This window comes from Pseudomonas mosselii (assembly GCF_003205295.1).
GTDB classification, from domain to species: Bacteria; Pseudomonadota; Gammaproteobacteria; order Pseudomonadales; family Pseudomonadaceae; genus Aquipseudomonas; species Aquipseudomonas mosselii_B.
Window position 1 is genome coordinate 38,469 of the sequence record NZ_QJRP01000005.1, and the last position, 22,288, is coordinate 60,756.

Here is a 22,288-nt window from a genome sequence, read left to right on the forward strand (position 1 = left end):
AAAACAACATGGCTGACACGAAACAGACCGGCGAGAGCATTCGTCGGCAGGTGATGGGCGATGCCTTCGTCGATCGCGCCCTGGGCAACGCGACCGCGTTCACCCAACCGCTGCAGGACTTCGTCAACGAACATGCGTGGGGGAGTGTCTGGGCCCGTGACGGGCTGCCACTGAAGACCCGCAGCCTGATCACCCTGGCCACCCTGACCGCGCTCAAATGCCCGCAGGAACTCAAGGGGCACGTACGCGGGGCGCTTAACAACGGTTGCACCGTTGAGGAGATCCGCGAGGCGCTGCTGCATTGCGCGGTGTATGCCGGGGTGCCGGCGGCGATCGATGCGTTTCGGGCGGCGCAGGAAGTGATTGATAGTTATCAGGCAAACGCTACGGATTAAGTCAGGGTTGTCACCTATGTGAGTGAACTCCTGTGTAACCCATGTAGGTGATTCATACAGCTTGGTGGCCGGAAGATTAGCCAGACCGTCAGATAGCGACAGCTGCGCCAGCCCAGGCGCCGCCCGTACCTTCGCGACTTCAGGAGGCCGAACGCAGGCCTTGCGGAGGGAGGTGACGGGCATGGATGCCCGTCAAGCGCTGCGCCCCAGGATGGGGCGTTCAGCGCGGCCCTCCCGGGAGCAAGGCCGGAGTGAGGGGACCCGGAGCGAAGCGGAGGGCCGGATGAATGGAGCGCAGCGTTTTTTGGTTACTTTTTGTCGCGTGTAGAGACCGGACACGTGTCCACCATGTGTCCGGTCTCTACAGTCGCGTTTGACAAAAAGTGACTCGCCGTAAGGGCGAAAAGGTGACTATGTGTCGATATCGTAAATGAATGCGCTTACAACTGTAGAAACCCACGCCGATCGCATTTGACTTTGACTTTGACTTTTAAATAGTCTGTTTTGAAAGTTATAGGCGCATTCATTTGCGATGGTGACGCATAGTCACCTTTTCGCCCTTACGGCGAGTTCCTTTTTGAAGGATCAAAAAGGAACCAAAAAATCCTCGCTCCATTCATCCGGCCCCTACGCTTCGCTCCGGGGTTCCCTCGCTCCGTTCTTGCTCCCGGGAGGACCGCGCTGAACGCCCCATCCTGGGGCGCAGCGCTTGACGGGCATCCATGCCCGTCACCTCCCTCCGCAAGAACTCCGCTCGGCCTCCTGAAGTCGCAATTGGCGTCGCCTGAACTATTGCGCACTTAGAAGCAAGATCAAGATCAAGATCAAGAGATGCGAAGTTGGAGGTTAGATAACTGGGAATATGTTGACTGCCTGCGATGGCAACCGAGAGATTGGAAACAGACTTGAATGACCATAATATGCCATCCAAGCCTGCTCGGTTTCAGGACACCATGAACATCCCGAAACCGAACTAGATCAAATCAAGCCTGCCGCGCCTTCTTCATCCGGAACGCCACCCACAACACAGCAATCCACGCCGGAATCAACATCACCGAAATGCGAATCGGCGGGGTCAGGTACATCACCACCAGGATCAACACGATGAACGCCAGGCACAGGTAGTTGGTCAGCGGATGCCCCAGGCTACGGTAGAACGGCTGAATCCCCGCCGCCAGCTTGGCCTTGCGGAACTTCAGGTGGGTAATGCTGATGCTCGCCCAGTTGATCACCAGCGCCGACACCGCCAAAGCCATGAGCAGACCGAAGGCCTCGCCCGGCATCAGGTAGTTGATCAGCACGCACAGGCCGGTGGCGAAGGCCGACACGCCCAGTGCGGTGAGCGGCACGCCACGACGGCTGACCTTGAGCAGCTGGCGCGGAGCGTCACCCTGCGTGGCCAGGCCGAACAGCATGCGGCTGTTGGCGTACACACAGCTGTTGTAGACCGACAACGCGGCGGTCAGCACCACGATGTTGAGGATGGTGGCCACCAGGTCGCTGTCCAGCTCGTGGAAGATCATCACGAACGGGCTGCCACCCTGCACCACCTTCTGCCACGGGTACAGCGACAGCAGCACGGCCAGCGCGCCGATGTAGAAGATCAGGATGCGATAGACCACCTGGTTGGTGGCCTTCGGGATGCTCTCACGGGGGTTGGCCGCTTCGGCGGCGGTGATGCCCACCAGCTCCAGGCCGCCGAAGGAGAACATGATCACCGCCAGCGCCATGATCAGCCCGGTGACGCCATTGGGGAAGAAGCCACCGTACTGCCACAGGTTGGCGACGCTGGCATCGGGTCCGCCATGGCCACTGGTGAGCAGCCAGGCGCCGAAACCGATCATGCTGACGATCGCCACCACCTTGACCAGGGCGAACCAGAACTCCATTTCGCCGTACACCTTCACCTGGGTCAGGTTGATGGCGTTGATCGCCACGAAGAAGATCGCCGCCGTGGCCCAGGTGGGGAAGTCCGGCCACCAGTACTGCACATAGATGCCCACCGCGGTGAGCTCGGCCATGCCGACCAGCACGTACACCACCCAGTAGTTCCAGCCCGAGACGAAACCGGCGAACTCGCTCCAGTACTGGTGCGCGAAGTGGCTGAAGCTGCCGGCGACCGGCTCTTCGACCACCATCTCGCCCAGCTGGCGCATGATCAGGAAGGCCATCAGGCCGGCGACGGCGTAGCCCAGCAGCACCGACGGGCCGGCCAGTTGGATGGTCTGGGCGATGCCCAGGAACAGCCCGGTGCCGATGGCCCCGCCCAGCGCGATCAGCTGGATATGGCGATTCTTCAGCCCGCGCTGCAAGCGCTCGGGCGTGCTCTGGTCTTGCATGAAGTGTCCTTTAGGTGAGGCAGTGTTATTGGTTTTGCTTGCAACTGGACTAGATCCATCCACCCCATTGCAAGAAGAAAATCCCGATGTTCGTGGTGACGGCCGCCATCAGTGTGGTGATCACGATGATCGACGCCGCCAACTCATGGTTGCCGTTGGCCTCCCGCGCCATCACATAACTGGCCGCCGCGGTGGGGCTGCCGATGTAGAGGAACAGGATGCCAAGCTCGGCACCGCGAAAACCGCACAACCAGGCGCCAAGCGTTCCCAGCACCGGCAGCCAGACCATCTTCACCAGACTGACGTCGATGGCCAACCGGCCACTGTCGCGCAGCGCCGCCAGTGACAGAGTGCCGCCGATGCAGATCAGCGCCAGCGGCAGGGTCATCTGCGCCAGGTAGTCCCCCGATGTCAGCAGCCAGTTGGGCAACGGCACCTGGCCATAGGCCATGGGCGTGGCCACCAGCACGCTGATGATCAACGGGTTGCTGAGGATGCTCTTGCAGATGCTCCACGGGTCGGACTTCAGGTCCGGGCTGTACACCGCCAGGACCACCGCCGACAGCGAGTTGTACATGAGGATCACCAACCCGGCCAGCACTGCGCCGAGGGATATACCGTAGTCGCCATACAGGCTGGCCGCCAGTGCCAGGCCGATCACGCCGTTATTGCCGCGAAACGCGCCCTGCGTGTAGACGCCCCGGTCCGCCCGCGGGCAGCGCCAGATCGCCAAGCCCCAGGCCAGGGCGAAACACGCCAGCGTCGCGACCACGAAGTAGAGGATCACCCCGGGCTTCACCGCAGACGCCAGGTCGGCGTGGTAGATGCCGAGGAACAGCAGCGCCGGCATGCACACGTTGAACACCAGCTTCGAGGCAACCCGGTTGAAGTTGTCGTCGATCAAGCGGATGCGCTTGAGCAGCACGCCCATGAACAGCATGGCGAACACAGGAGCCGTGATGTTCAGTGTCTGGATGAGAAGGGCAAGCATGCAACGTGTTCCCGGAAAATACCGTCAGGGGCGCAATCATACGTGAGTGCCGGGTGACTTGCGCCCGTCACAGCAGACAGAGACCCGCACAAAGAGGTCTTGACGTAGGAAATTTCCTGAATATAGTACGAATTACTGTATATACATACAGTATAAAAATGGATGATCCAGACATTGCAAGGAGCAAATCATGTCAGGAATGCACACAATGCCTGTGGCCGCGAAGGCCCAGGCAACACTGGTGGTCGCCGACCTCGAGCAACTGTTCGAGGAGCAAGGCGTCGCACTGCCCGGCACCGACAGCCATCTGGTGCTGGTCATGCACGGCCATCACACCGTCAAGTACCATCGCCTTGCGCCACCGCCGTCTCGTGGCCCATCCGCACGACGCGGGCCGGAACTGTTCTTCGAAGGCGGCGAGCACACCGCCATCGGCGATAACACCCTGCTGCGTTTTGAAGCGGGTCAACCGGGTATCCCCGCCCACCAGTCGCCGCTGCCCTTGCCCAACGGCCTGAGCCTGACCTATGGCCAGGTGATCGCCCTAGGCGGCGACTTCTACGGCTTGCCCGATCGCCCGATCGCCGATGGCAACAATGACGCCGAGCGGATTGCGCGCTTCACCCAGGCCTTCGATTCCCTGGCGCGCCTGCCGGCGGCCAAGGCCGAAGCCGAACAGATCCTCGCGGTCATGCAGGAAGAAATCGGCGCCGCCAACCAGGCCATCAAGGATGGCCGCCAGCCCCACGAGGCCTACGACGCGCTGGGTGACAGCCTGTCGGCGCGCTGGAACCGCATTACCGGAGGCGGCAGCTTCGCCTCTGACCTGTTCCCCCTGGGCCGCTACCTGAAACTGGCCGCCAGCAACTGGGACCACTTTGGCCCCTGGGCGTTGGCGGCCTACCAGGCCGGCCACGCCGCCGCCCTGCAGCAGGCGCTCAAAGCCCGCGCCAGCGGCGAGGAGCGCGACCTGCAACTGGCCTACGCGATGAACGCCTTCGCCGACCACTTCCTCACCGACCTGTTCTCCGCCGGCCACCTGCGGGTGCCGCGCAAGGCCCTGGCCGACACCGTCACGCCGAGTGACGTCGGCTCGCTGATCTCGCGCTTCATGCATGACGAGGACAGCAAGTACGGCCTGGCCGTGCGCAATGCCGAAGGCGAACAATGGCGCGCCTACGGCGACAAGCGCTACTTCGACAGCGTCGATGTGGCCAACCGTCGCCAGGTGGGCCGCGCCGTGCAACGTTCGGCCGACGAGGTGTTCCAGGCTTTTGCCGAAGGTCAGGCGCCTGCGGCGAAGGACTACGCGGCGCTGCGCCTTGCGCCCGACCTGCGGGCCGCCGAGCAGGATCTGGTGCCCGGAAACTTCGCCCCGCTGTACTTCCAGGACGGCAAGACCGTGCTGCGGCGCAAGGACGTCAACGACCTCAACGACCGCAACCGAATCGGCGACTGGTGGGGCTGGAGCACCTACCTGCTGCTCAAGGACTACAAGCCGAACAAGCCCACCGGTTTCATCGAGACCCCGGCCGCCTCGCCGGCGATCAGCGGCTGGGAGCGCCGTGAGCCCGATGGCCTGAACTGGCAGCGGGGCAACGCGGTGCGCTACGCCTTCAGCGTCACCGACCAGCTCAACGAGTCGTACATCGGCCCATGGAGCGCCTATGTCGAGTTGACCGACCAGTTCCACCCGAGCGTGCAGGTGCCAGCGGACGGCAAGCAGCGCGGGCGCAACCTGTTCCGCCAGTTCCGCGGCGGTTCACCGGAACTGATTGCCAGCCTGGACGGCAAGACCATGCTCTATATCGATCGCAACGCGTGACAAGGAGGTCACCGATGAATATCAAGGTCAAACTGGAACTGGCTTCGGGCCAGTCGATGGAAGGCATGCCGCTGGAGTTGCTGCGTGCCGGCAAAGTGATTGACCAGGCGAAAGTGCCGGCAGGGGGACAGGTGGCGTTCGAGGCGCCATCGGGGGCAGGACAGCTGGCGGTGCGGGTTGATCGCTCGGGGGTGAAAGCCTCATAGAAGACAAGGGCCGCTTCGCGGCCCTTTTGCAGCACATGCCATGCCTCTCATCAGGCCATGCGCCCCCCTGTAGGAGCGGCCTTGTGCCGCGAAAGGGCCGCAAGGCGGCCCCGGCGGTTTCAGCGTTCCACCGAGATAGGGGCTGCTGCGCAGCCCTTTCGCGGCACAAGGCCGCTCCTACAGGAATGTGCGTCAGCGCCGCACCGGGCGCTTCTGCAACTTGCGCTGCAGCGTGCGCCGGTGCATGCCCAGCGCCCGCGCCGTGGCGGAGATGTTGCCTTCATGCTCGCTCAGCACTCGCTGGATATGCTCCCACTGCAGGCGATCCACCGACATCGGGTTTTCCGGCACCAGGGTGTCCAGGTCGGTGTGCTCCGAGAGCAGCGCCGCCAGCACATCGTCGGCGTCCGCCGGCTTGCACAGGTAATTGCAGGCCCCGCGCTTGACCGCCTCGACCGCCGTGGCGATGCTCGAGTAACCGGTCAGGATCACCACGCGCATCTCTGGATCCAGCTCGAGCAGCTTTGGCAGCAGCACCAGGCCCGAGTCGCCTTCCATCTTCAGATCCAGCGTGGCGTAGTCGGGCAGGTCCTGCTCGGCCAGCTTCAAGCCTTCCTCGGCGGAACCCGCGGTGCTCACACGGAACCCACGACGCGACATAGCCCGAGCCATCACCCGGGTGAAGGTGGCGTCGTCATCCACCAGCAGCAGGTGCGGCAGCTCTTCGCCTTCGACCTGGTTTTCTTCGCTCATCATGCATCTCCTCGCTTGCCATGGGGCAGGCGCAATTCGGTCAGGGTGCCACCCTGCTCATGACTATAGAGTTTCACCGAACCGCCCGCACGCGTCACGCTGGCCTTGCTCAAGAACAGGCCCAGGCCGAAGCCTTTGCCCTTGGTGGTAATGAAGGGTTTGCCAATCGCCTCGGCGATGGCCGGCGGCACGCCGGGGCCGTGGTCGCGGATGCTGATGACGATGTCGTGGGCATCCCAGTCCAGGCGCACCTCCAGGTCATCCGGGCAGGCATCGGCGGCATTGTTCAACAGGTTCAGCAGGGCCTGGGTCAGGTCCGGCGGCGGTGTCAGCCGCGGCACCACGCCGTCACGCAGGCGCTGGAAGCGGTAGCTGGCCTCGGGGCGCATCAGGTGCCAGCGGTTGAGCGCCTCGTCGAGCCAGGCGGTGACGTCCTGCTCGACGATCGCCAGCCGTCGGTTGGCCTCGGCGGCGCGCACCAGTTGCTGCAAGGTTTCCTTGCACAGTTTGACCTGGTCCTGGAGGATCTGCAGGTCCTCCTGCAACAGGGGGTCGGCGTGGTCCTGGCGCATCTCGTTGAGCAGCACGCTCATGGTCGCCAGCGGTGTGCCCAGTTCGTGGGCGGCGCCGGCTGCCTGGGTGGCCACGGCCAGCAACTGCTCGTCGCGCAGGCTCTCTTCGCGACGCTCGGCGCGCAGGTTTTCCTGCCGACGCAGTTCCTCGGCCATGCGCGCGGCGAAGAAGGTGATCACCCCGGCGGCCAGGGCGATACTCAGCCACATGCCGTAGACCTGCATGGTGTCACGCGCCAGCGGCAGCGTTTCCAGCGGATAGTACTGCACCAGCAGCAGGCTGTAGGCCACCAGCGCAATGCCCGAGAGCACCAGCGAGTAGAGCCACGGCAGCGTGACCGCGGCGATCGCCAGCGGCACCAGGTAATAGGAAACGAAGGGATTGGTCGAACCGCCCGAGTAATAAAGCAGGGCACTGTGGATCAGCAGGTCGCAGGCCAGCTGCAGGGCGTACTCGAGCTCGGTGACCGGCAGCGACAGGCGCAGGCGCAGGGCGGTGAACGCACACAGCAGCGACGAGAGGGCCAACGTCACCGCCAGCGAGAACCAAGGCAATGGCAGCAGCTCGGTCCAGTAGGCAACGCCCACGGAGCCGGCCTGGGCCGCCAGCACGAGAATGCGGATAAAGGTCAGGCGCCAGAGGTTCTGGCGTGTAGCGGACAACGGTTGTGCGACGGCGAGCATGAGCTCTCCCAATGAGTGCTCCAGGAAAATCGGCTGGAGTATACCGAAGCCGGGCGCTTCGCTGCAGCGATGCGGCAAAGCGCCACACTTTGTCACAGAATCATGATGGCATTTTTGAACCCACTACACTGTTGCCGGTCTGATCGGCCATGCGTGGAACGGATGTCCTCATCCACGCCTTACCTTGCCAAGGAGCTCCACATGCACATTTCCCGTCGCGGCGCCGCCGCCGTTGCCCTGTCCTGCGGCATGCTCGCCAGCCTGCCGGCCCTGGCGGCCGACGAGCCCCGCTACAACCAGGTGTCGCTGCGCGCCGAAGTCAGCAAGGAAGTGGCGCGCGACCTGATGGTCGTGACGCTGTACAGCGAAGCCCAGAACAGCGACCCGGGCAAGCTCGCCAAGGAGATCACCGAGACCATGAACAAGGCCGTGCAGCAGGCCCGCCAGGTCAAGGACGTGAAGATCAGCCAAGGCAGCCGCAACAGCTACCCGATCTACGACACCAAGGGGCAGAAGATCACCGGCTGGCGCGAGCGCGCCGAGCTGCGCCTGGAAAGCGCCGACTTCCCGGCCTTGTCCAAGCTCACCGGCGAGCTGTTGCAGGACCTGAAAATGGGCGGCATGGACTTCTCCATCGCCCCGGCCACACGCAAAAACAACGAGGACGAACTGCTCAAGGACGCCGTCGCCGCCTTCAAGGCCCGCGCCCAGCTGGCCACCGAGGCCCTCGGCGGTAAAGGCTATAAGGTGGTCAGCCTGAACCTCAACAGCAGCGGCTACCCGCGTCCATACCTGCGCAGCGCTCCGATGGCGATGATGGCCAAAGGTGCCGCCGACGAAGCCGCGCCGGCACCGGATATCGAAGCCGGCACCAGCGAAGTCAGCATGAGCGCCGATGGCCTGATCGAAGTGCAGGTCCCCTGATCCACCCAACCGGATGTCCGAGGCGCGCAAAACGTCTCGGACAACTGTTTCAGACCTTTCCTACGCACCAAACGGGTGCATCCGCTTGCCACATAAAGTGCGAAACATCCTGAAATTTTCGCCCTTTTCTCCCCCGCAAACGATCAACATTCGCCAAAGTTATATGGATGCGACATCCATGTACGTCCGTACCACAATTTTGGCGCCAACCATCCCGCTGAGTGTTGCATTGGGAACACCCCCTGCATAAGTATCCGCAGGTCGGCTCACGAGGCCGCCTCAATTCGAAAAATGACAACAATGAGGCCACCATGCTCAAACACGCAGTCATTCCGTTCCTGGTTGGCGCAGGCTTGCTAGCCGGCGCACCTTTCGCCCACGCCGCGACCAATCTGGTGTTCTGCTCCGAAGGCAGCCCGGCCGGTTTCGACCCTGGCCAGTACACCACCGGGACCGACTTTGACGCCTCCGCCGAAACCATCTTCAACCGCCTGACGCAATTCGAACGTGGCGACACCAAGGTCATCCCGGGCCTGGCGACCAGCTGGGACGTCTCCGAAGACGGCAAGACCTACACCTTCCACCTTCGTGAAGGCGTCAAGTTCCACACCACCGACTATTTCAAGCCCACCCGCGAATTCAACGCCGACGACGTGCTGTTCACCTTCAACCGCATGCTCGACAAGGACCAGCCCTTCCGCAAGGCATACCCCACCGAGTTCCCGTACTTCACCGACATGGGCATGGACAAGAACATCGCCAAGGTGGAGAAGCTCGACGATCACACCGTGAAGTTCACCCTCAACGAGGTTGACGCCGCGTTCATCCAGAACATGGCCATGCACTTCGCCTCGATCCAGTCGGCCGAATACGCCGACCAGTTGCTCAAACAGGGCAAGCCCGCCGACATCAACCAAAAGCCGATCGGCACCGGGCCGTTCGTGTTCAAGAGTTACCAGAAAGACTCGAACATCCGCTTCACCGGCAACAAGAGCTACTGGAACCCTGCTGACGTGAAGATCGACAACCTGATCTTCGCCATCAGCACCGACGCCTCGGTGCGCATGCAAAAGCTCAAGAAGAACGAGTGCCAAGTAACGCTGTTCCCGCGTCCGGCCGACATCGAGCCGCTGAAGGCGGACAAGAAGCTGCAGATGCCCGACCAGGCCGGCTTCAACCTCGGCTACATCGCCTACAACGTGATGGACAAGGTCAAGGGCAGCAACGAACCCAACCCGCTCGCGCAACTGAAAGTGCGCGAAGCGCTGGACATGGCGGTGAACAAGCAGCAGATCATCGACTCGGTGTACCAGGGCGCCGGCCAGCTGGCAACCAACGCCATGCCGCCAACGCAGTGGTCCTATGACACCACCATCAAGGATGCCAAGTACGATCCCGAGAAGGCCAGGCAATTGCTCAAGGAAGCCGGCATCAAGGAAGGCACCGAGATCACCCTGTGGGCCATGCCGGTGCAACGCCCCTACAACCCCAATGCCAAGCTGATGGCCGAGATGCTCCAGTCCGACTGGAAGAAGATCGGTATCAACGCCAAGATCGTCAGCTACGAGTGGGGCGAATACATCAAACGCTCCAAGGCTGGCGAGCAGGGCGCCATGCTGATCGGCTGGAGCGGCGACAATGGTGACCCGGACAACTGGCTGGGCACCCTGTTCGGCTGCGACGCCATGGACGGCAACAACTTCTCCAAGTGGTGCTACAAACCCTACGACGACCTGATCAAGCAAGCCAAGGCGACCTCCGACCAGGCCAAGCGCACCGAGCTGTACAAGCAGGCGCAACACATCCTCAAGGAGCAGGTGCCGATGACCCCCATCGCCCACTCCACCGTGTATCAGCCCATGAGCGCGAAAGTGAAGGACTTCAAGATCAGCCCCTTCGGCCTGAACTCCTTCTACGGGGTCAGCGTGGACAAGTAGCGGTCGTGACCGCCCCGCCAGCATTTTGCGGCGGGGCGGTGACATGATCGGGCGATACGTAGGGCAATTCCCTAGCGCTCGCCGGAACGCTCCCGCACCCAAATCAGTAGCGAACCCTGGTTCCCGCATTCTGACGCCCCTATCGTCAGGACCGGGATGTTGCAGCCGCGTTTTGCCTGTCGCGGCCTGAAGAAAACGGACAAAGGATCTGCCATGCGCCTGACCGCACTGTGTTCCACCCTGCTTGCCCTTGGCCTGCTGAGCCAGGCCCCGGCGAGTTTCGCCAACAACCTGGTGTTCTGCTCCGAGGGCAGCCCGGCGGGTTTCGACACCGCCCAGTACACCGCAGCCACCGACAACGACGCCGCCGAGCCGATCTACAACCGCCTGGTCGAGTTCGAGCGCGGCGGCACCGCCGTGCAGCCGGGCCTGGCCACCGACTGGCAGGTGTCCGAGGACGGCCTGAAATACACCTTCCACCTGCGTCCCGGGGTGAAGTTCCACGCCAACAAGGACTTCAAGCCCACCCGCGACTTCAACGCCGACGACGTGCTGTTCACCTTCAACCGCATGCTCGACAAGAACCACCCCTTCCGCCAGGCCTACCCCACCGAGTTCCCGTACTTCATCAGCATGGGCCTGGACAAGAACATCGCCAGCGTCGAGAAGACCGCCCCGCTCACCGTGGTCTTCACCCTCAACAAGGTCGACGCCGCGTTCCTGCAGAACATCGCCATGGCCTTCGCCTCGATCCTCTCCGCCGAGTACGCCGAGCACCTGCTGGCCGACGGCAAGGCCAGCGACATCAACCAGAAGCCGATCGGCACCGGCCCATTCGTGTTCCAGCGCTACCAGAAGGATTCGCAGATCCGCTTCAAGGGCAACAAGGACTACTGGGCGCCTGACCGGGTGAAGATCGACAACCTGATCTTCTCCATCAACGTCGATCCCTCGGTACGTATCCAGAAGCTGCGCAAGAACGAATGCCAGGTAACCCTGCACCCACGCCCCGCCGATCTGCCCGCGCTCTCGACCGACAAGCAGCTGCAGGTGATGACCCAGCCCGGCTTCAACCTCGGCTACATCGCCTACAACACCCAGCACCCGCCCTTCGACCGGCTGGAGGTGCGCCAGGCCATGGACATGGCGGTGAACAAGAAAGCGATCATCGGCGCGGTCTACCAGAGCGCCGGCCAGGCCGCGTCGAACGCCATGCCGCCAACCCAATGGTCCTACGACAAGTCGATCAAGGACGCGCCCTACGATCCGGAAAAAGCCAAGCAACTGCTCAAGCAGGCCGGGGTCAAGGAGGGTACCGAGATCACCCTGTGGGCCATGCCGGTACAGCGCCCCTACAACCCCAACGCCAAGCTGATGGCCGAAATGCTCCAGGCCGACTGGAGCAAGCTCGGCTTCAAGGTGCGTATCGTCAGCTACGAATGGGGTGAATACCTCAAGCGCATGAAGAACGGCGAGCACGACATCGCCCTGATCGGCTGGACTGGCGACAACGGTGACCCGGACAACTGGCTGGGCACGCTGTTCAGCTGCGACGCCATCGGCAGCAACAACTATTCACTGTGGTGCGACGCGCAGTACGACGCCCTGGTGAAAAAAGCCAAGCAGGTCACCGACCGCGACCAGCGCACCAGCCTCTACGAACAAGCTCAGCAACGTCTCAAGCAACAGGTGCCGATCACCCCGGTCGCGCACTCCACGGTCAACCAGCCGCTGAGCATCAGCGTGAAAGACTTCAAGGTCAGCCCCTTCGGACGCAACGTTTTCTCCGGCGTCAGCATCGATTGACCCTGCATCGCCCGGCCGGGAGTGCGACCCACTCCCGCGCCCGCGTGCAGCCCGGATTTGCCTGGCAACCCCAAGGCAGACAGTGCAGTACCGCGTCACCGTGACAAGCCCGGCCCACAAGGTCGGGTGATAACTAAAAAAAGAATATCAGGGAGCTTTCATGTTGATTCGTACCACCACCACCGCACTGGCCTTGTCCGTCGGCGCCTTCTGCGCCCTCGCCCAGGCCGAACCGATGAGCCAGGACTTCGTGCCGATCGCGCTCAAGTCCAGCAGCGAGCAGGCCGAGGCCAAGGGCTTCATCGATGGCCAGAGCCTGTCCGGCAGCACCCGCAACTGGTACGCCCGCGAACGCGCCACCCGCGCGCCGCTGTGGAAGTACACCAAGAGCGACGGTACCCGCCGCGACACCCACAGCCGTGACAACTGGGTGCAGGGCACCATCCTCAACTACAGCTCGGGCTTCACCGAGGGCACCGTGGGCTTCGCCGTCGAGGCCGCGGCCTACAACGCCATCGCCCTTGAGCAGGGCCGCGCCGCCGTGGCCGGCCCGAACAACCGCACGCTGACCCACAGCGACGGTGATCCGATCGGCCAGTGGAGCAAGATGGGCCTGGGCAACGTCAAGGCCCGCATCTCCAACACCACGCTGACCGTGGGCCGCCAATCGGTGGACACACCGATGATCGCCTATATCGGCAACCGTGCACTGCCTTCGAGCTTCCAGGGCGCGTTCCTGCACAGCGCCGAGTTCGAGAACCTGTCGTTCGACGTGGGTACCTTCGACCGCGTCTCGCCGCGTACCGAGCAGAGCCTGAGCAAGTTCCGCAGCGAATACGGCAACGGCCGGGAAACCGACCGCGCCAGCACCGTCGGCATCAACTACCAGCCGCTCAAGAGCCTGACCACCAGCCTCTACGCCACCAAGGTCGAGGACTTCTGGAACCAGTACTACTTCGGCGCCAACCACGTGCTGGGCGACAGCGCGGTGCTGAGCCTGACCACCGGTCTGAACTACTACAAGACCGTAGACGAAGGCAGCAAGAAGATGGGCGAGATCGACAACGACACCTATAGCCTGTCGCTCGGCCTGACCCACCAGGCCCACACCCTCACCGCCTCCTGGCAGCAGGTCAACGGCAACGAGTACTTCGACTACCTGCACGAAACCAACGGCATCTACCTGGCCAACTCCCTGCTGTCGGACTTCAACGGCCCGAACGAGAAATCCCTGCAGATCAGCTATGTGCTGAACATGGCGCCGTATGGCGTGCCGGGCCTGAAATTCAACGTCTACAACGCCCGCGGCTGGGACATCGACGGTACCCACTACAAGGGCACCGCCTATGACGTCCGTGGCCAGAACGGCGAAAACCACTACGAGTGGGGCATCGGCACCAGCTACGCGGTACAGAGCGGCATGCTGAAGGACACCACCATCCGCGCCACCTATACCGCCCACCGTGCCAGCAAGGCACAGAGCGACGGCAGCCTCGACGAGTTCCGCGTCGTGACCACCATTCCGTTCAACATCCTCTGACCGTTGGCGCCACGGCCCGACTCCCCACGGGCCGTGGCGGCTACGCTGGAACTAGCACTGCAGGGAGGTTCCATGAAAATGCTACCGCTACGCGCTGCCTTGGCAGCCGTCATCCTGGGCGCCGCATCGAATCTGGCGGCCAAGCCGCTGGTGGTGTGCACCGAAGCCAGCCCGGAAGGCTTCGACATCGTCCAGTACACCACCGCCGTCACCGCCGACGCCACGGCCGAGGCCATCTTCAACCGCCTGGTCGACTTCAAGCCCGGCACCACCGAGATCCAGCCGGCCCTGGCCAAGAGCTGGGACGTCAGCTCCGACGGGCTGGTCTACACCTTCCACCTGCGCGAAGGTGTCAAGTTCCACACCACCGACTACTTCAAGCCCACCCGCGACTTCAACGCCGATGACGTGCTGTGGAGCCTGAACCGCCAGTTGAAGAAAGACCACCCGTGGCACGACAAGACCAGCGTCGGCTACCCCTATTTCGAGAGCATGGCCTTCAAGGACCTGCTCAAGTCGGTCGAAAAGACCGACGACCACACCGTGGTGATCACCCTGACCCGCCCGGAAGCGCCCTTCCTGCGCGACCTGGCCATGGCCTTCACCTCGATCTACTCCGCCGAGTACGGCGACCAGTTGCTCAAGGCCGGCAAGACCGGCGACCTCAACAGCAAGCCGGTCGGTACCGGCCCGTTCGTGTTCCAGCGCTACAACAAGGACGCAAACGTCCGCTACAAGGCCAACCCGGACTACTTCCGCGGCAAGCCGCCGGCCGACGCGCTGATCTTCGCCATCGCCACCGACAGCAACGTGCGCCTGCAAAAGCTGCGCGCCAACGAGTGCCAGATCGCCCTGTATCCCAAGCCTGATGACGTGCCAGGCATCAAGACCGATCCGAAACTCAAGGTTGCCGAGATCGAGGCGCTGGTCACCGGCTACATCTCGATGAACACCCAGCACAAGTACCTGAGCGACGTGCGCGTGCGCAAGGCGATCGACATGGCCTTCGACCGCCAGACCCACGTCGACCAGCTGTTCGGCAAGGGCAACGCGCTGGTCGGGGTCAACCCGTACCCGCCGACCATGATCGGCTACAACACCGACAACAAGAACCCGCCCCACGACCTCGACAAGGCCCGTGCCCTGCTCAAGGAAGCCGGCGTGCCGGAAGGCACGGTGATCACCCTGTTCACCCGCAACGGCGGCGGCCCGACCAACCCCAACCCACGCCTGTCGGCCGAAATGCTCCAATCCGACCTGGCCAAGATCGGTATCAAGCTCGACATCCGCGTGATGGAATGGGCCGAGATGCTGCGCCGCGCCAAGAAGGGCGAAGCCGACCTGGTGTCGGCGGGCTGGGCCGGCGACAACGGCGACCCGGACAACTTCCTCACGCCGATGCTCAGCTGCGACGCGGTCAAGAGCGGCGAGAACTATGCGCGCTGGTGCAACCAGAAATTCCAGGACCTGATCACCCGCGCCCGCGAAGTGATCGACAACGACGAACGCGCCAGGCTCTATAACGAGGCTTTGGCGGTGTACGATGAAGACCAGCCGTGGATCAGCATGGCCCACCCGAAGATGTTCACCGCCATGCGCGAGAACGTCGAAGGCTATGTGATCAACCCACTGACCAACAACAACTTCGCCACCACCCAGGTGAAGTAGAACAACAACAGCCGCCGGACCTTGTGCAAGAGGCCCCGGCGGCACGCCGTTACCGGCTGATGAGGTACCCCTGACAATGTTGAGTTTTATTGCCCGACGCCTGGGTCTGCTGATCCCGACCTTCTTCGGTATCACCCTGCTGACCTTCGCGCTCATACGCCTGATCCCCGGCGACCCGGTCGAAGTGATGATGGGTGAGCGCCGTGTCGACCCCGAAATGCACGCCCAGGCCATGGAGCGCCTGGGCCTGAACAAACCGCTGCCGGCCCAGTACCTGGACTATGTCGGCAAGCTCGCCCAGGGCGACCTGGGCGAATCCCTGCGCACCCGTGAAAGCGTATGGAACGAGTTCCTCACCCTGTTCCCGGCAACACTGGAGCTGGCCATGGCCGCCCTGCTGTTCGCCGGGGTCATCGGCCTGCTGGCCGGGGTGATCGCCGCGCTCAAGCGCGGCTCGCTGTTCGACCACGGGGTGATGGGCATCTCGCTGGCCGGCTACTCGATGCCGATCTTCTGGTGGGGCCTGATCCTGATCATGTTCTTCTCGGTGAGCCTGGGCTGGACCCCGGTCTCCGGACGCATCGACCTGCTCTACGACATCGAGCCGAAAACCGGCTTCATGCTCATCGACACCCTGCTCAGCGATGAGGAAGGCGCGTTCAAGGACGCGGTGATGCACCTGATCCTGCCGGCCATCGTGCTGGGCACCATCCCGCTGGCGGTGATCGCCCGCATGACCCGTTCGTCGATGCTCGAGGTGCTGCGCGAGGATTACATCCGTACCGCCCGCGCCAAGGGCCTGTCGCCGTCCCGCGTGGTGTTCATCCACGGCCTGCGCAACGCGCTGATCCCGGTGCTGACCGTGTTCGGCCTGCAGGTCGGCACGCTGCTGGCCGGCGCCGTGCTCACCGAAACCATCTTCTCCTGGCCGGGCATCGGCAAATGGCTGATCGAAGCCATCGGTGCCCGTGACTACCCCGTGGTCCAGAACGGCATCCTGTTGATCGCCTGCCTGGTGATCCTGGTCAACTTCGTCGTGGACATCCTCTACGGCCTGGCCAACCCACGCATCCGTCATCAGCGCTGAGGACTACGCCATGACCAGCCCGATTCCGAAATCCGTCACCCCGCCCAGCGCGGTTGACCAAAGCTTGCTCTACCCCTCGCCGTACAAAGAGTTCTGGCAGGCCTTCTCGCGCAACAAGGGCGCGGTGGCCGGCCTGGCCTTCATGACCCTGGTGGTGTTCTGCGCCCTGTTCGCCCCCTGGGTAGCGCCGCACAACCCCAGCGAGCAGTACCGCGACTTCCTGCTCACCCCGCCGGTGTGGCTCGAAGGTGGCACCTGGCAGTTCATCCTCGGCACCGACGAACTGGGCCGCGACCTGCTCTCGCGACTGATCCAGGGCGCCCGCCTGTCGCTGCTGATCGGCCTGTCGTCGGTGGTGATGTCGCTAATCCCGGGTATCCTGCTGGGCCTGCTGGCCGGATTCTTCCCGCAGATCCTCGGCCCCTCGATCATGCGCCTGATGGACGTGATGCTGGCCTTGCCGTCGCTGCTGCTGGCCGTGGCCATCGTCGCCATCCTCGGCCCTGGCCTGATCAACACGGTGATCGCCATCGCCATCGTCTCGCTGCCCTCTTACGTGCGCCTGACCCGCGCCGCGGTGATGGGCGAGCTGAACCGCGACTATGTCACCGCCGCGCGCCTGGCCGGCGCCGGCCTGCCACGCCTGATGTTCGTCACCGTGCTGCCCAACTGCATGGCGCCGCTGATCGTCCAGGCCACCCTGAGCTTCTCCTCGGCGATCCTCGACGCCGCCGCCCTGGGCTTCCTCGGCCTCGGCGTCCAGCCGCCGACCCCCGAGTGGGGCACCATGCTGGCCTCGGCCCGCGACTACATCGAGCGCGCCTGGTGGGTGGTGAGCCTGCCCGGCCTGACCATCCTGCTCAGTGTGCTGGCAATCAACCTGATGGGCGACGGCCTGCGCGATGCGCTGGACCCGAAACTCAAGAACGCCGCCTGAGGAGAACGCCATGTCACTGTTGCAGATCAACAACCTGAACGTGCGCTTCGGCGACGCCAATGCCATCCCTGTCGTGGACGGGCTCGACCTGGCTGTGGACGCCGGCGAGATCCTCGCCATCGTCGGCGAGTCCGGCTCGGGCAAGTCCGTCACCATGATGGCCCTGATGGGCCTGATCGACGCCCCTGGGCGCATCACCGCCGATACCCTGACGTTCGACGGCATCGACATGCTCAAGCTCAGCGCACGCCAGCGCCGCAAGGTGGTGGGCAAGGACATCGCCATGGTCTTCCAGGACCCGATGACCGCGCTCAACCCCAGCTATACCGTGGGCTACCAGATCGAGGAAGTGCTGCGCCAGCACCTCGGCCTGAAGGGCAAGGCCGCGCGCCAGCGTGCCCTGGAGCTGCTGAAGAAGGTCGAAATCCCGGCCGCCGAAAGCCGCCTGGACGCCTACCCGCACCAGCTGTCCGGCGGCATGAGCCAGCGCGTGGCAATCGCCATGGCCATCGCCGGCGAGCCGAAGCTGCTGATCGCCGACGAACCGACCACTGCCCTGGACGTGACCATCCAGGCGCAGATCATGGAACTGCTGGTCAACCTGCAGAAAGAACGCAACATGGCGCTCATTCTCATCACCCACGACCTGGCCGTGGTTGCCGAGACCGCCAAGCGCGTATGCGTGATGTACGCAGGCCAGGCCGTCGAGGTTGGCCAGGTACCGGAACTGTTCGACATCCCCGCCCACCCGTACAGCGAAGCGCTGCTGGCGGCCATCCCCGAGCACAGCATCGGCGCCGAGCGCCTGGCGACCCTGCCCGGCATCGTCCCCGGTCGCTACGACCGCCCACAAGGCTGCCTGCTGTCGCCGCGCTGTCCTTATGTGCAGGAAAGCTGCCGCCGGCAGCGCCCGGCCCTCGACCCCCAGGCCCATAGCCTGGTGCGTTGCTTCTATCCGCTGAACCAGGAGGTGGCGTGATGGCCGTCGTTCTTTCCGCTCGTGAGCTGACCCGTCACTACGAAGTCTCTCGCGGTATGTTCAAGGGCCATGCGCTGGTCCGCGCGCTCAATGGCGTGTCGTTCGAACTGGAGGCCGGCAAGACCCTGGCCGTGGTCGGCGAGTCCGGCTGCGGCAAGTCGACCCTGGCCCGCGCCCTGACCCTGATCGAGGAGCCCTCCTCCGGCTCACTGCAGATCGCCGGCCACGAGGTCAAGGGCGCCAGCAAGGATCAGCGCAAGCAACTGCGGCGCGACGTGCAGATGGTGTTCCAGAGCCCCTACGCCTCGCTCAACCCACGGCAGAAGATCGGCGACCAGCTCGCCGAACCGCTGCTGATCAACACCTCGCTGAGCAAGACCGAGCGCCGCGAAAAAGTGCAGAAGATGATGGAGCAGGTGGGCCTGCGCCCTGAGCACTACCAGCGCTATCCGCACATGTTCTCTGGCGGCCAGCGCCAGCGTATCGCCCTGGCCCGGGCAATGATGCTGCAACCCAAGGTGCTGGTGGCCGACGAGCCGACCTCGGCGCTGGACGTGTCGATCCAGGCGCAGGTGCTGAACCTGTTCATGGACCTGCAGAAGGAATTCAACACCGCCTACGTGTTCATCTCCCACAACCTGGCGGTGGTGCGCCATGTGGCGGACCAGGTGCTGGTGATGTACCTCGGGCGGCCGGCGGAGATGGGGCCGAAGGAGGACATCTACGAGAAGCCGCTGCACCCGTACACCCAGGCGCTGTTGTCGGCGACCCCGGCGATCCATCCGGATCCGCTGAAGCCGAAGATCCGCATTGCCGGTGAGTTGCCCAACCCGTTGAATCCGCCAGATGGTTGCGCGTTCCACAAGCGTTGCCCATATGCCACCGAGCGTTGTGCCAAGGAAGTGCCGGCGTTGCGGCAGGTGAGTACGCGGCAGGTGGCTTGCCACTATGCCGAGCAGTTTCTTTAGCCTTTAGAATGCTGGGGCCGCCTTGCGGCCCTTTCGCGACACAAGGCCGCTCCTACAGAGGATCGCGTAACCCTGTAGGAGCGGCCTTGTGTCGCGAAAGGGCTGCGAAGCAGCCCCGGGGATCTCAATGCATAAAGAACCAGATCAGGATGATCACCGGAATCGGCACCCCAATCATCCACAGCAGTATCGAGCGCATGGCCGTTCTCCTCGTTCGGTGTTGAACAAAAGAGGTGCACCCTGCATGCCAGCTGTATCAAAAAATTACATACATACAAATCAAAACCTTAGCCGGTAACCGCTCGGGAAAACCGTGCAAAATGCCGGATCCGCAGCCTTGCGCCTGGGTTTTCTGCAATGCACTATCAAGCCCATGACCGCCACTCCCCTCCCCGACGGCCCCGGGCAGACCCCGCTCACCGCCGACACCGTCATGCGCTACCACCTGTGCTGGAAGCATCGCGACCTGGACGGGGTAATGGCCCTTTACCACCCGCATGTCCAGTACCACGATTTCTTCCAGAACCGCGTGCTCGGCTTCGACGAATTGCGCGATTACGTGAGCGCCTGCCTGCCCCATGAGGCCGGCGAGGACATCGTGCACAGTGACCGTATCCGCGTCGACGGCTGCACCGCGTTCATCCAGTATCAGGTCACGGTCCAGGGTGGCGAGGGATTGGTGGCGTTCCAGTCCAGCGAGGCGATCACGGTCAGGGAAGGGCTGATCTGGCGGGTCAACGAATACGCCACCCTGGTACGCCAGGGCGGCACCGCCAGCCTGCCGGGCGGCCCGCGCCCGGCCACCAGCCGCCTGGGCCTGTCACCGCGCCAGTTGTCGACCATGGCTCAGGACCTGGAGCACTACTTCCAGGGTCAGCGTCCCTACCTCGACCCGGAACTCGACCTGCAGCAGGTCGCCGACGCAAGCGGCTACAGCCGCAACCAGATCTCCTACCTGCTCAACCAGGTGCTCGGCCAGAGTTTCTACCGGTACGTGAACCAGGCCCGCCTGCAACACCTGATGGCCAGCCTCGCCGACGCCAGTGCGCGCACGCCCATCGACGAACTGGCGTTCAATGCCGGCTTCAACTCGCTGTCGGCCTTCTACAAGTGCTTCCGCGCGCATACCGGGCTGTCGCCCAAGGCGTATCTGAAGCAAATTTCCCTGCGTGCACGCACGTAAGACAGCCCCGCCCGCGCTTCACTAGGATCGCCCACAGACCCCAGCGAATGTGGAGCCCGACCCGATGCAACCCCTGCGCACGATCAGCCTGTGGATGGACCAGCTCGACGAGCCGCTGTGCGCGCGTCCGGCACTGCGCCAGGACCTTGACCTCGATGTATGCATCATCGGCGCCGGCTACACCGGCCTGTGGACCGCCTACTACCTCAAGCGCCAGGCGCCGCAGCTGAACATCGCCGTGATCGAGGCCAATATCGCCGGCTTCGGCGCCTCCGGGCGCAACGGCGGCTGGCTGATGGGCAACCTGCTGGGCGAGGACCGCCTGCTTGCCACGCTCTCGCCGCAACAGCGGCGTGAAAGCATCGACCTGCTGCACGGCATCCCCGACGAAGTCCACGACGTGCTGCTGCGCGAAGGTATCGCCTGCGACTACCGCAAGGGCGGCGTGCTCTACTGCGCCGCACGTTACCCGGAACAGGAGCGCAGCCTGCGCGCCTGGCTCGACGACCTCTACCGCCAGGGCATGAACGAAGACGACTACCGCTGGTTGCGACCCGAGCAACTGGATGCCCAGTTGAAGGTGAGCAACCCCTACGGCGCCCTCTACAGCCCGCATGTCGCCACGATCCAACCGGCCAAGTTGGTGCGAGGCCTGGCGCGGACGGTCGAGGCCATGGGCGTGCCGATCTACGAGAACACCCCGGCCATCGACTGGCAGACCGGCGAGGTGCGCACGCCGCTGGCGCGTATCCGCAGCCACTGGGTGGTGCCGGCCGTCGAAGGCTACGCCGCCAGCCTGCCACCGCTCGGGCGGCACCAGTTGCCGGTGCAGAGCCTGCTGGTGGCCACCGAGCCACTGCCGGAATCGACCTGGGAACAGATCGGCCTGAGCCAGGGCCAGGCCTTCAGCGAAAGCAGCCGCCAGGTCACCTACGGCCAGCGCAGCGCCGACAACCGACTGGTGTTCGGCGCCCGCGGCGGCTACCGCTTCGGCGGTCGCCTGCGCGAAGACTTCACCCTCACCGGCAACGAGGTCGAGCTGCGCCGCTACCTGTTCGGCGAACTGTTCCCGCAGCTCAAGCATGTACGCATCACCCACTCCTGGGGCGGCAACCTGGGCATGGCCCGGCGCTTCCGCCCGCACATGCTCTGCGACCGCCAGCGCGGCATCGCCTTGTCCGGTGGCTACGGCGGCGAAGGCGTCGGCGCCACCAACCTGGGCGGACGCACCCTGGCCGCGCTGATCCTCGGCCAGCACAACGCACTCACCGCCCAACCCTGGGTGCACGACAACCGCCCCTTGTCGAGCCTGGCCAGCTGGCCACCGGAGCCCTGCCGCTGGCTGGGCTACAACGCGATCATCCAGAGTTTCGTCCACGAGGACCGGACCCTCGCCAACCCGGCCAGCGCCCCCTGGCGGCGGCGCCTGGCCAGCGGTTTGGCCGACTTCATGGAAGGCTTCATGCACTGACTTCCCTTCATCACCACACAGGA

Annotated in this window: 18 protein-coding genes; 14 read left to right on the plus strand and 4 right to left on the minus strand. The window is 63.8% G+C overall.

The annotated features are described in order from the left end of the window. The first annotated feature begins 8 nt into the window (after positions 1-8). Positions 9-395: a carboxymuconolactone decarboxylase family protein gene (locus tag DMX06_RS06460; RefSeq protein WP_110735703.1), complete on the plus strand. Its 387-nt coding sequence runs from the start codon at positions 9-11 to the stop codon at positions 393-395. 983 nt (positions 396-1,378) lie between these two features. Here the strand turns inward: DMX06_RS06460 and DMX06_RS06465 are convergent. Then, complete coding sequence (locus DMX06_RS06465; RefSeq protein WP_110735705.1) at positions 1,379-2,734, minus strand: amino acid permease; 1,356 nt, start codon at positions 2,732-2,734, stop codon at positions 1,379-1,381. A 49-nt stretch (positions 2,735-2,783) separates the two neighbouring features. After that, complete coding sequence (locus DMX06_RS06470; protein WP_110735707.1) at positions 2,784-3,725, minus strand: AEC family transporter; 942 nt, start codon at positions 3,723-3,725, stop codon at positions 2,784-2,786. A 190-nt stretch (positions 3,726-3,915) separates the two neighbouring features. Here DMX06_RS06470 and DMX06_RS06475 point away from each other — a divergent pair, with 190 nt between their 5' ends. Beyond that, positions 3,916-5,550, plus strand: coding sequence for a phospholipase (locus DMX06_RS06475; RefSeq protein ID WP_110735709.1), 1,635 nt, complete (start codon positions 3,916-3,918; stop codon positions 5,548-5,550). 14 nt (positions 5,551-5,564) lie between these two features. Then, positions 5,565-5,756 carry a hypothetical protein gene (locus tag DMX06_RS06480; protein WP_110735711.1) on the plus strand — a complete coding sequence of 64 codons (192 nt, stop codon included), beginning with the start codon at positions 5,565-5,567 and terminating at the stop codon, positions 5,754-5,756. 192 nt (positions 5,757-5,948) lie between these two features. Here the strand turns inward: DMX06_RS06480 and DMX06_RS06485 are convergent, their stop codons facing one another. Both DMX06_RS06485 and DMX06_RS06490 read right to left on the minus strand, forming a co-directional pair. Further along, positions 5,949-6,509 (minus strand): response regulator transcription factor, encoded by a 561-nt coding sequence (locus DMX06_RS06485; RefSeq protein WP_110735713.1) that lies wholly within the window; start codon positions 6,507-6,509, stop codon positions 5,949-5,951. Then, entirely contained in the window at positions 6,509-7,765 is a 1,257-nt protein-coding gene (locus tag DMX06_RS06490) for an ATP-binding protein (protein WP_110735715.1), read from the minus strand. The genes DMX06_RS06485 and DMX06_RS06490 overlap by 1 nt, the downstream gene beginning before the upstream one ends. Positions 7,766-7,966: 201 nt before the next feature. On the opposite strand from DMX06_RS06490, the gene DMX06_RS06495 reads away from it, so the two are divergent. The 11 genes from DMX06_RS06495 to DMX06_RS06545 all read left to right on the plus strand — a co-directional run bounded on the left by DMX06_RS06495 (position 7,967) and on the right by DMX06_RS06545 (position 22,265). Next, positions 7,967-8,689 (plus strand): SIMPL domain-containing protein, encoded by a 723-nt coding sequence (locus DMX06_RS06495; protein ID WP_110735717.1) that lies wholly within the window; start codon positions 7,967-7,969, stop codon positions 8,687-8,689. 311 nt (positions 8,690-9,000) lie between these two features. Further along, entirely contained in the window at positions 9,001-10,626 is a 1,626-nt protein-coding gene (locus tag DMX06_RS06500; protein WP_110735719.1) for an ABC transporter substrate-binding protein, read from the plus strand. A 213-nt stretch (positions 10,627-10,839) separates the two neighbouring features. Further along, on the plus strand, positions 10,840-12,432 hold the full coding sequence (locus DMX06_RS06505) for an ABC transporter substrate-binding protein (RefSeq protein ID WP_110735721.1): 1,593 nt from the start codon (positions 10,840-10,842) through the stop codon (positions 12,430-12,432). Positions 12,433-12,592: 160 nt separating this feature from the next. Further along, positions 12,593-13,972 carry an OprD family porin gene (locus DMX06_RS06510; protein WP_110735724.1) on the plus strand — a complete coding sequence of 460 codons (1,380 nt, stop codon included), beginning with the start codon at positions 12,593-12,595 and terminating at the stop codon, positions 13,970-13,972. A gap of 72 nt (positions 13,973-14,044) precedes the next feature. After that, positions 14,045-15,640: an ABC transporter substrate-binding protein gene (locus tag DMX06_RS06515; RefSeq protein ID WP_110735726.1), complete on the plus strand. Its 1,596-nt coding sequence runs from the start codon at positions 14,045-14,047 to the stop codon at positions 15,638-15,640. Between the two features lie 76 nt (positions 15,641-15,716). Then, entirely contained in the window at positions 15,717-16,727 is a 1,011-nt protein-coding gene (locus DMX06_RS06520) for an ABC transporter permease subunit (protein ID WP_028689623.1), read from the plus strand. A 10-nt stretch (positions 16,728-16,737) separates the two neighbouring features. Beyond that, positions 16,738-17,664: an ABC transporter permease subunit gene (locus tag DMX06_RS06525; RefSeq protein WP_096048649.1), complete on the plus strand. Its 927-nt coding sequence runs from the start codon at positions 16,738-16,740 to the stop codon at positions 17,662-17,664. A gap of 10 nt (positions 17,665-17,674) precedes the next feature. Continuing rightward, entirely contained in the window at positions 17,675-18,643 is a 969-nt protein-coding gene (locus DMX06_RS06530) for an ABC transporter ATP-binding protein (RefSeq protein WP_110735728.1), read from the plus strand. Next, a complete protein-coding gene (locus tag DMX06_RS06535) occupies positions 18,643-19,611 on the plus strand; it encodes a peptide ABC transporter ATP-binding protein (RefSeq protein ID WP_110735730.1) in 969 nt (322 codons plus the stop codon). The genes DMX06_RS06530 and DMX06_RS06535 overlap by 1 nt, the downstream gene beginning before the upstream one ends. Before the next feature lie 373 nt (positions 19,612-19,984). Next, on the plus strand, positions 19,985-20,794 hold the full coding sequence (locus tag DMX06_RS06540) for an AraC family transcriptional regulator (RefSeq protein ID WP_110735941.1): 810 nt from the start codon (positions 19,985-19,987) through the stop codon (positions 20,792-20,794). Positions 20,795-20,858: 64 nt separating this feature from the next. Then, positions 20,859-22,265 (plus strand): NAD(P)/FAD-dependent oxidoreductase, encoded by a 1,407-nt coding sequence (locus tag DMX06_RS06545; protein ID WP_110735732.1) that lies wholly within the window; start codon positions 20,859-20,861, stop codon positions 22,263-22,265. The last annotated feature ends 23 nt before the right edge of the window (positions 22,266-22,288 follow it).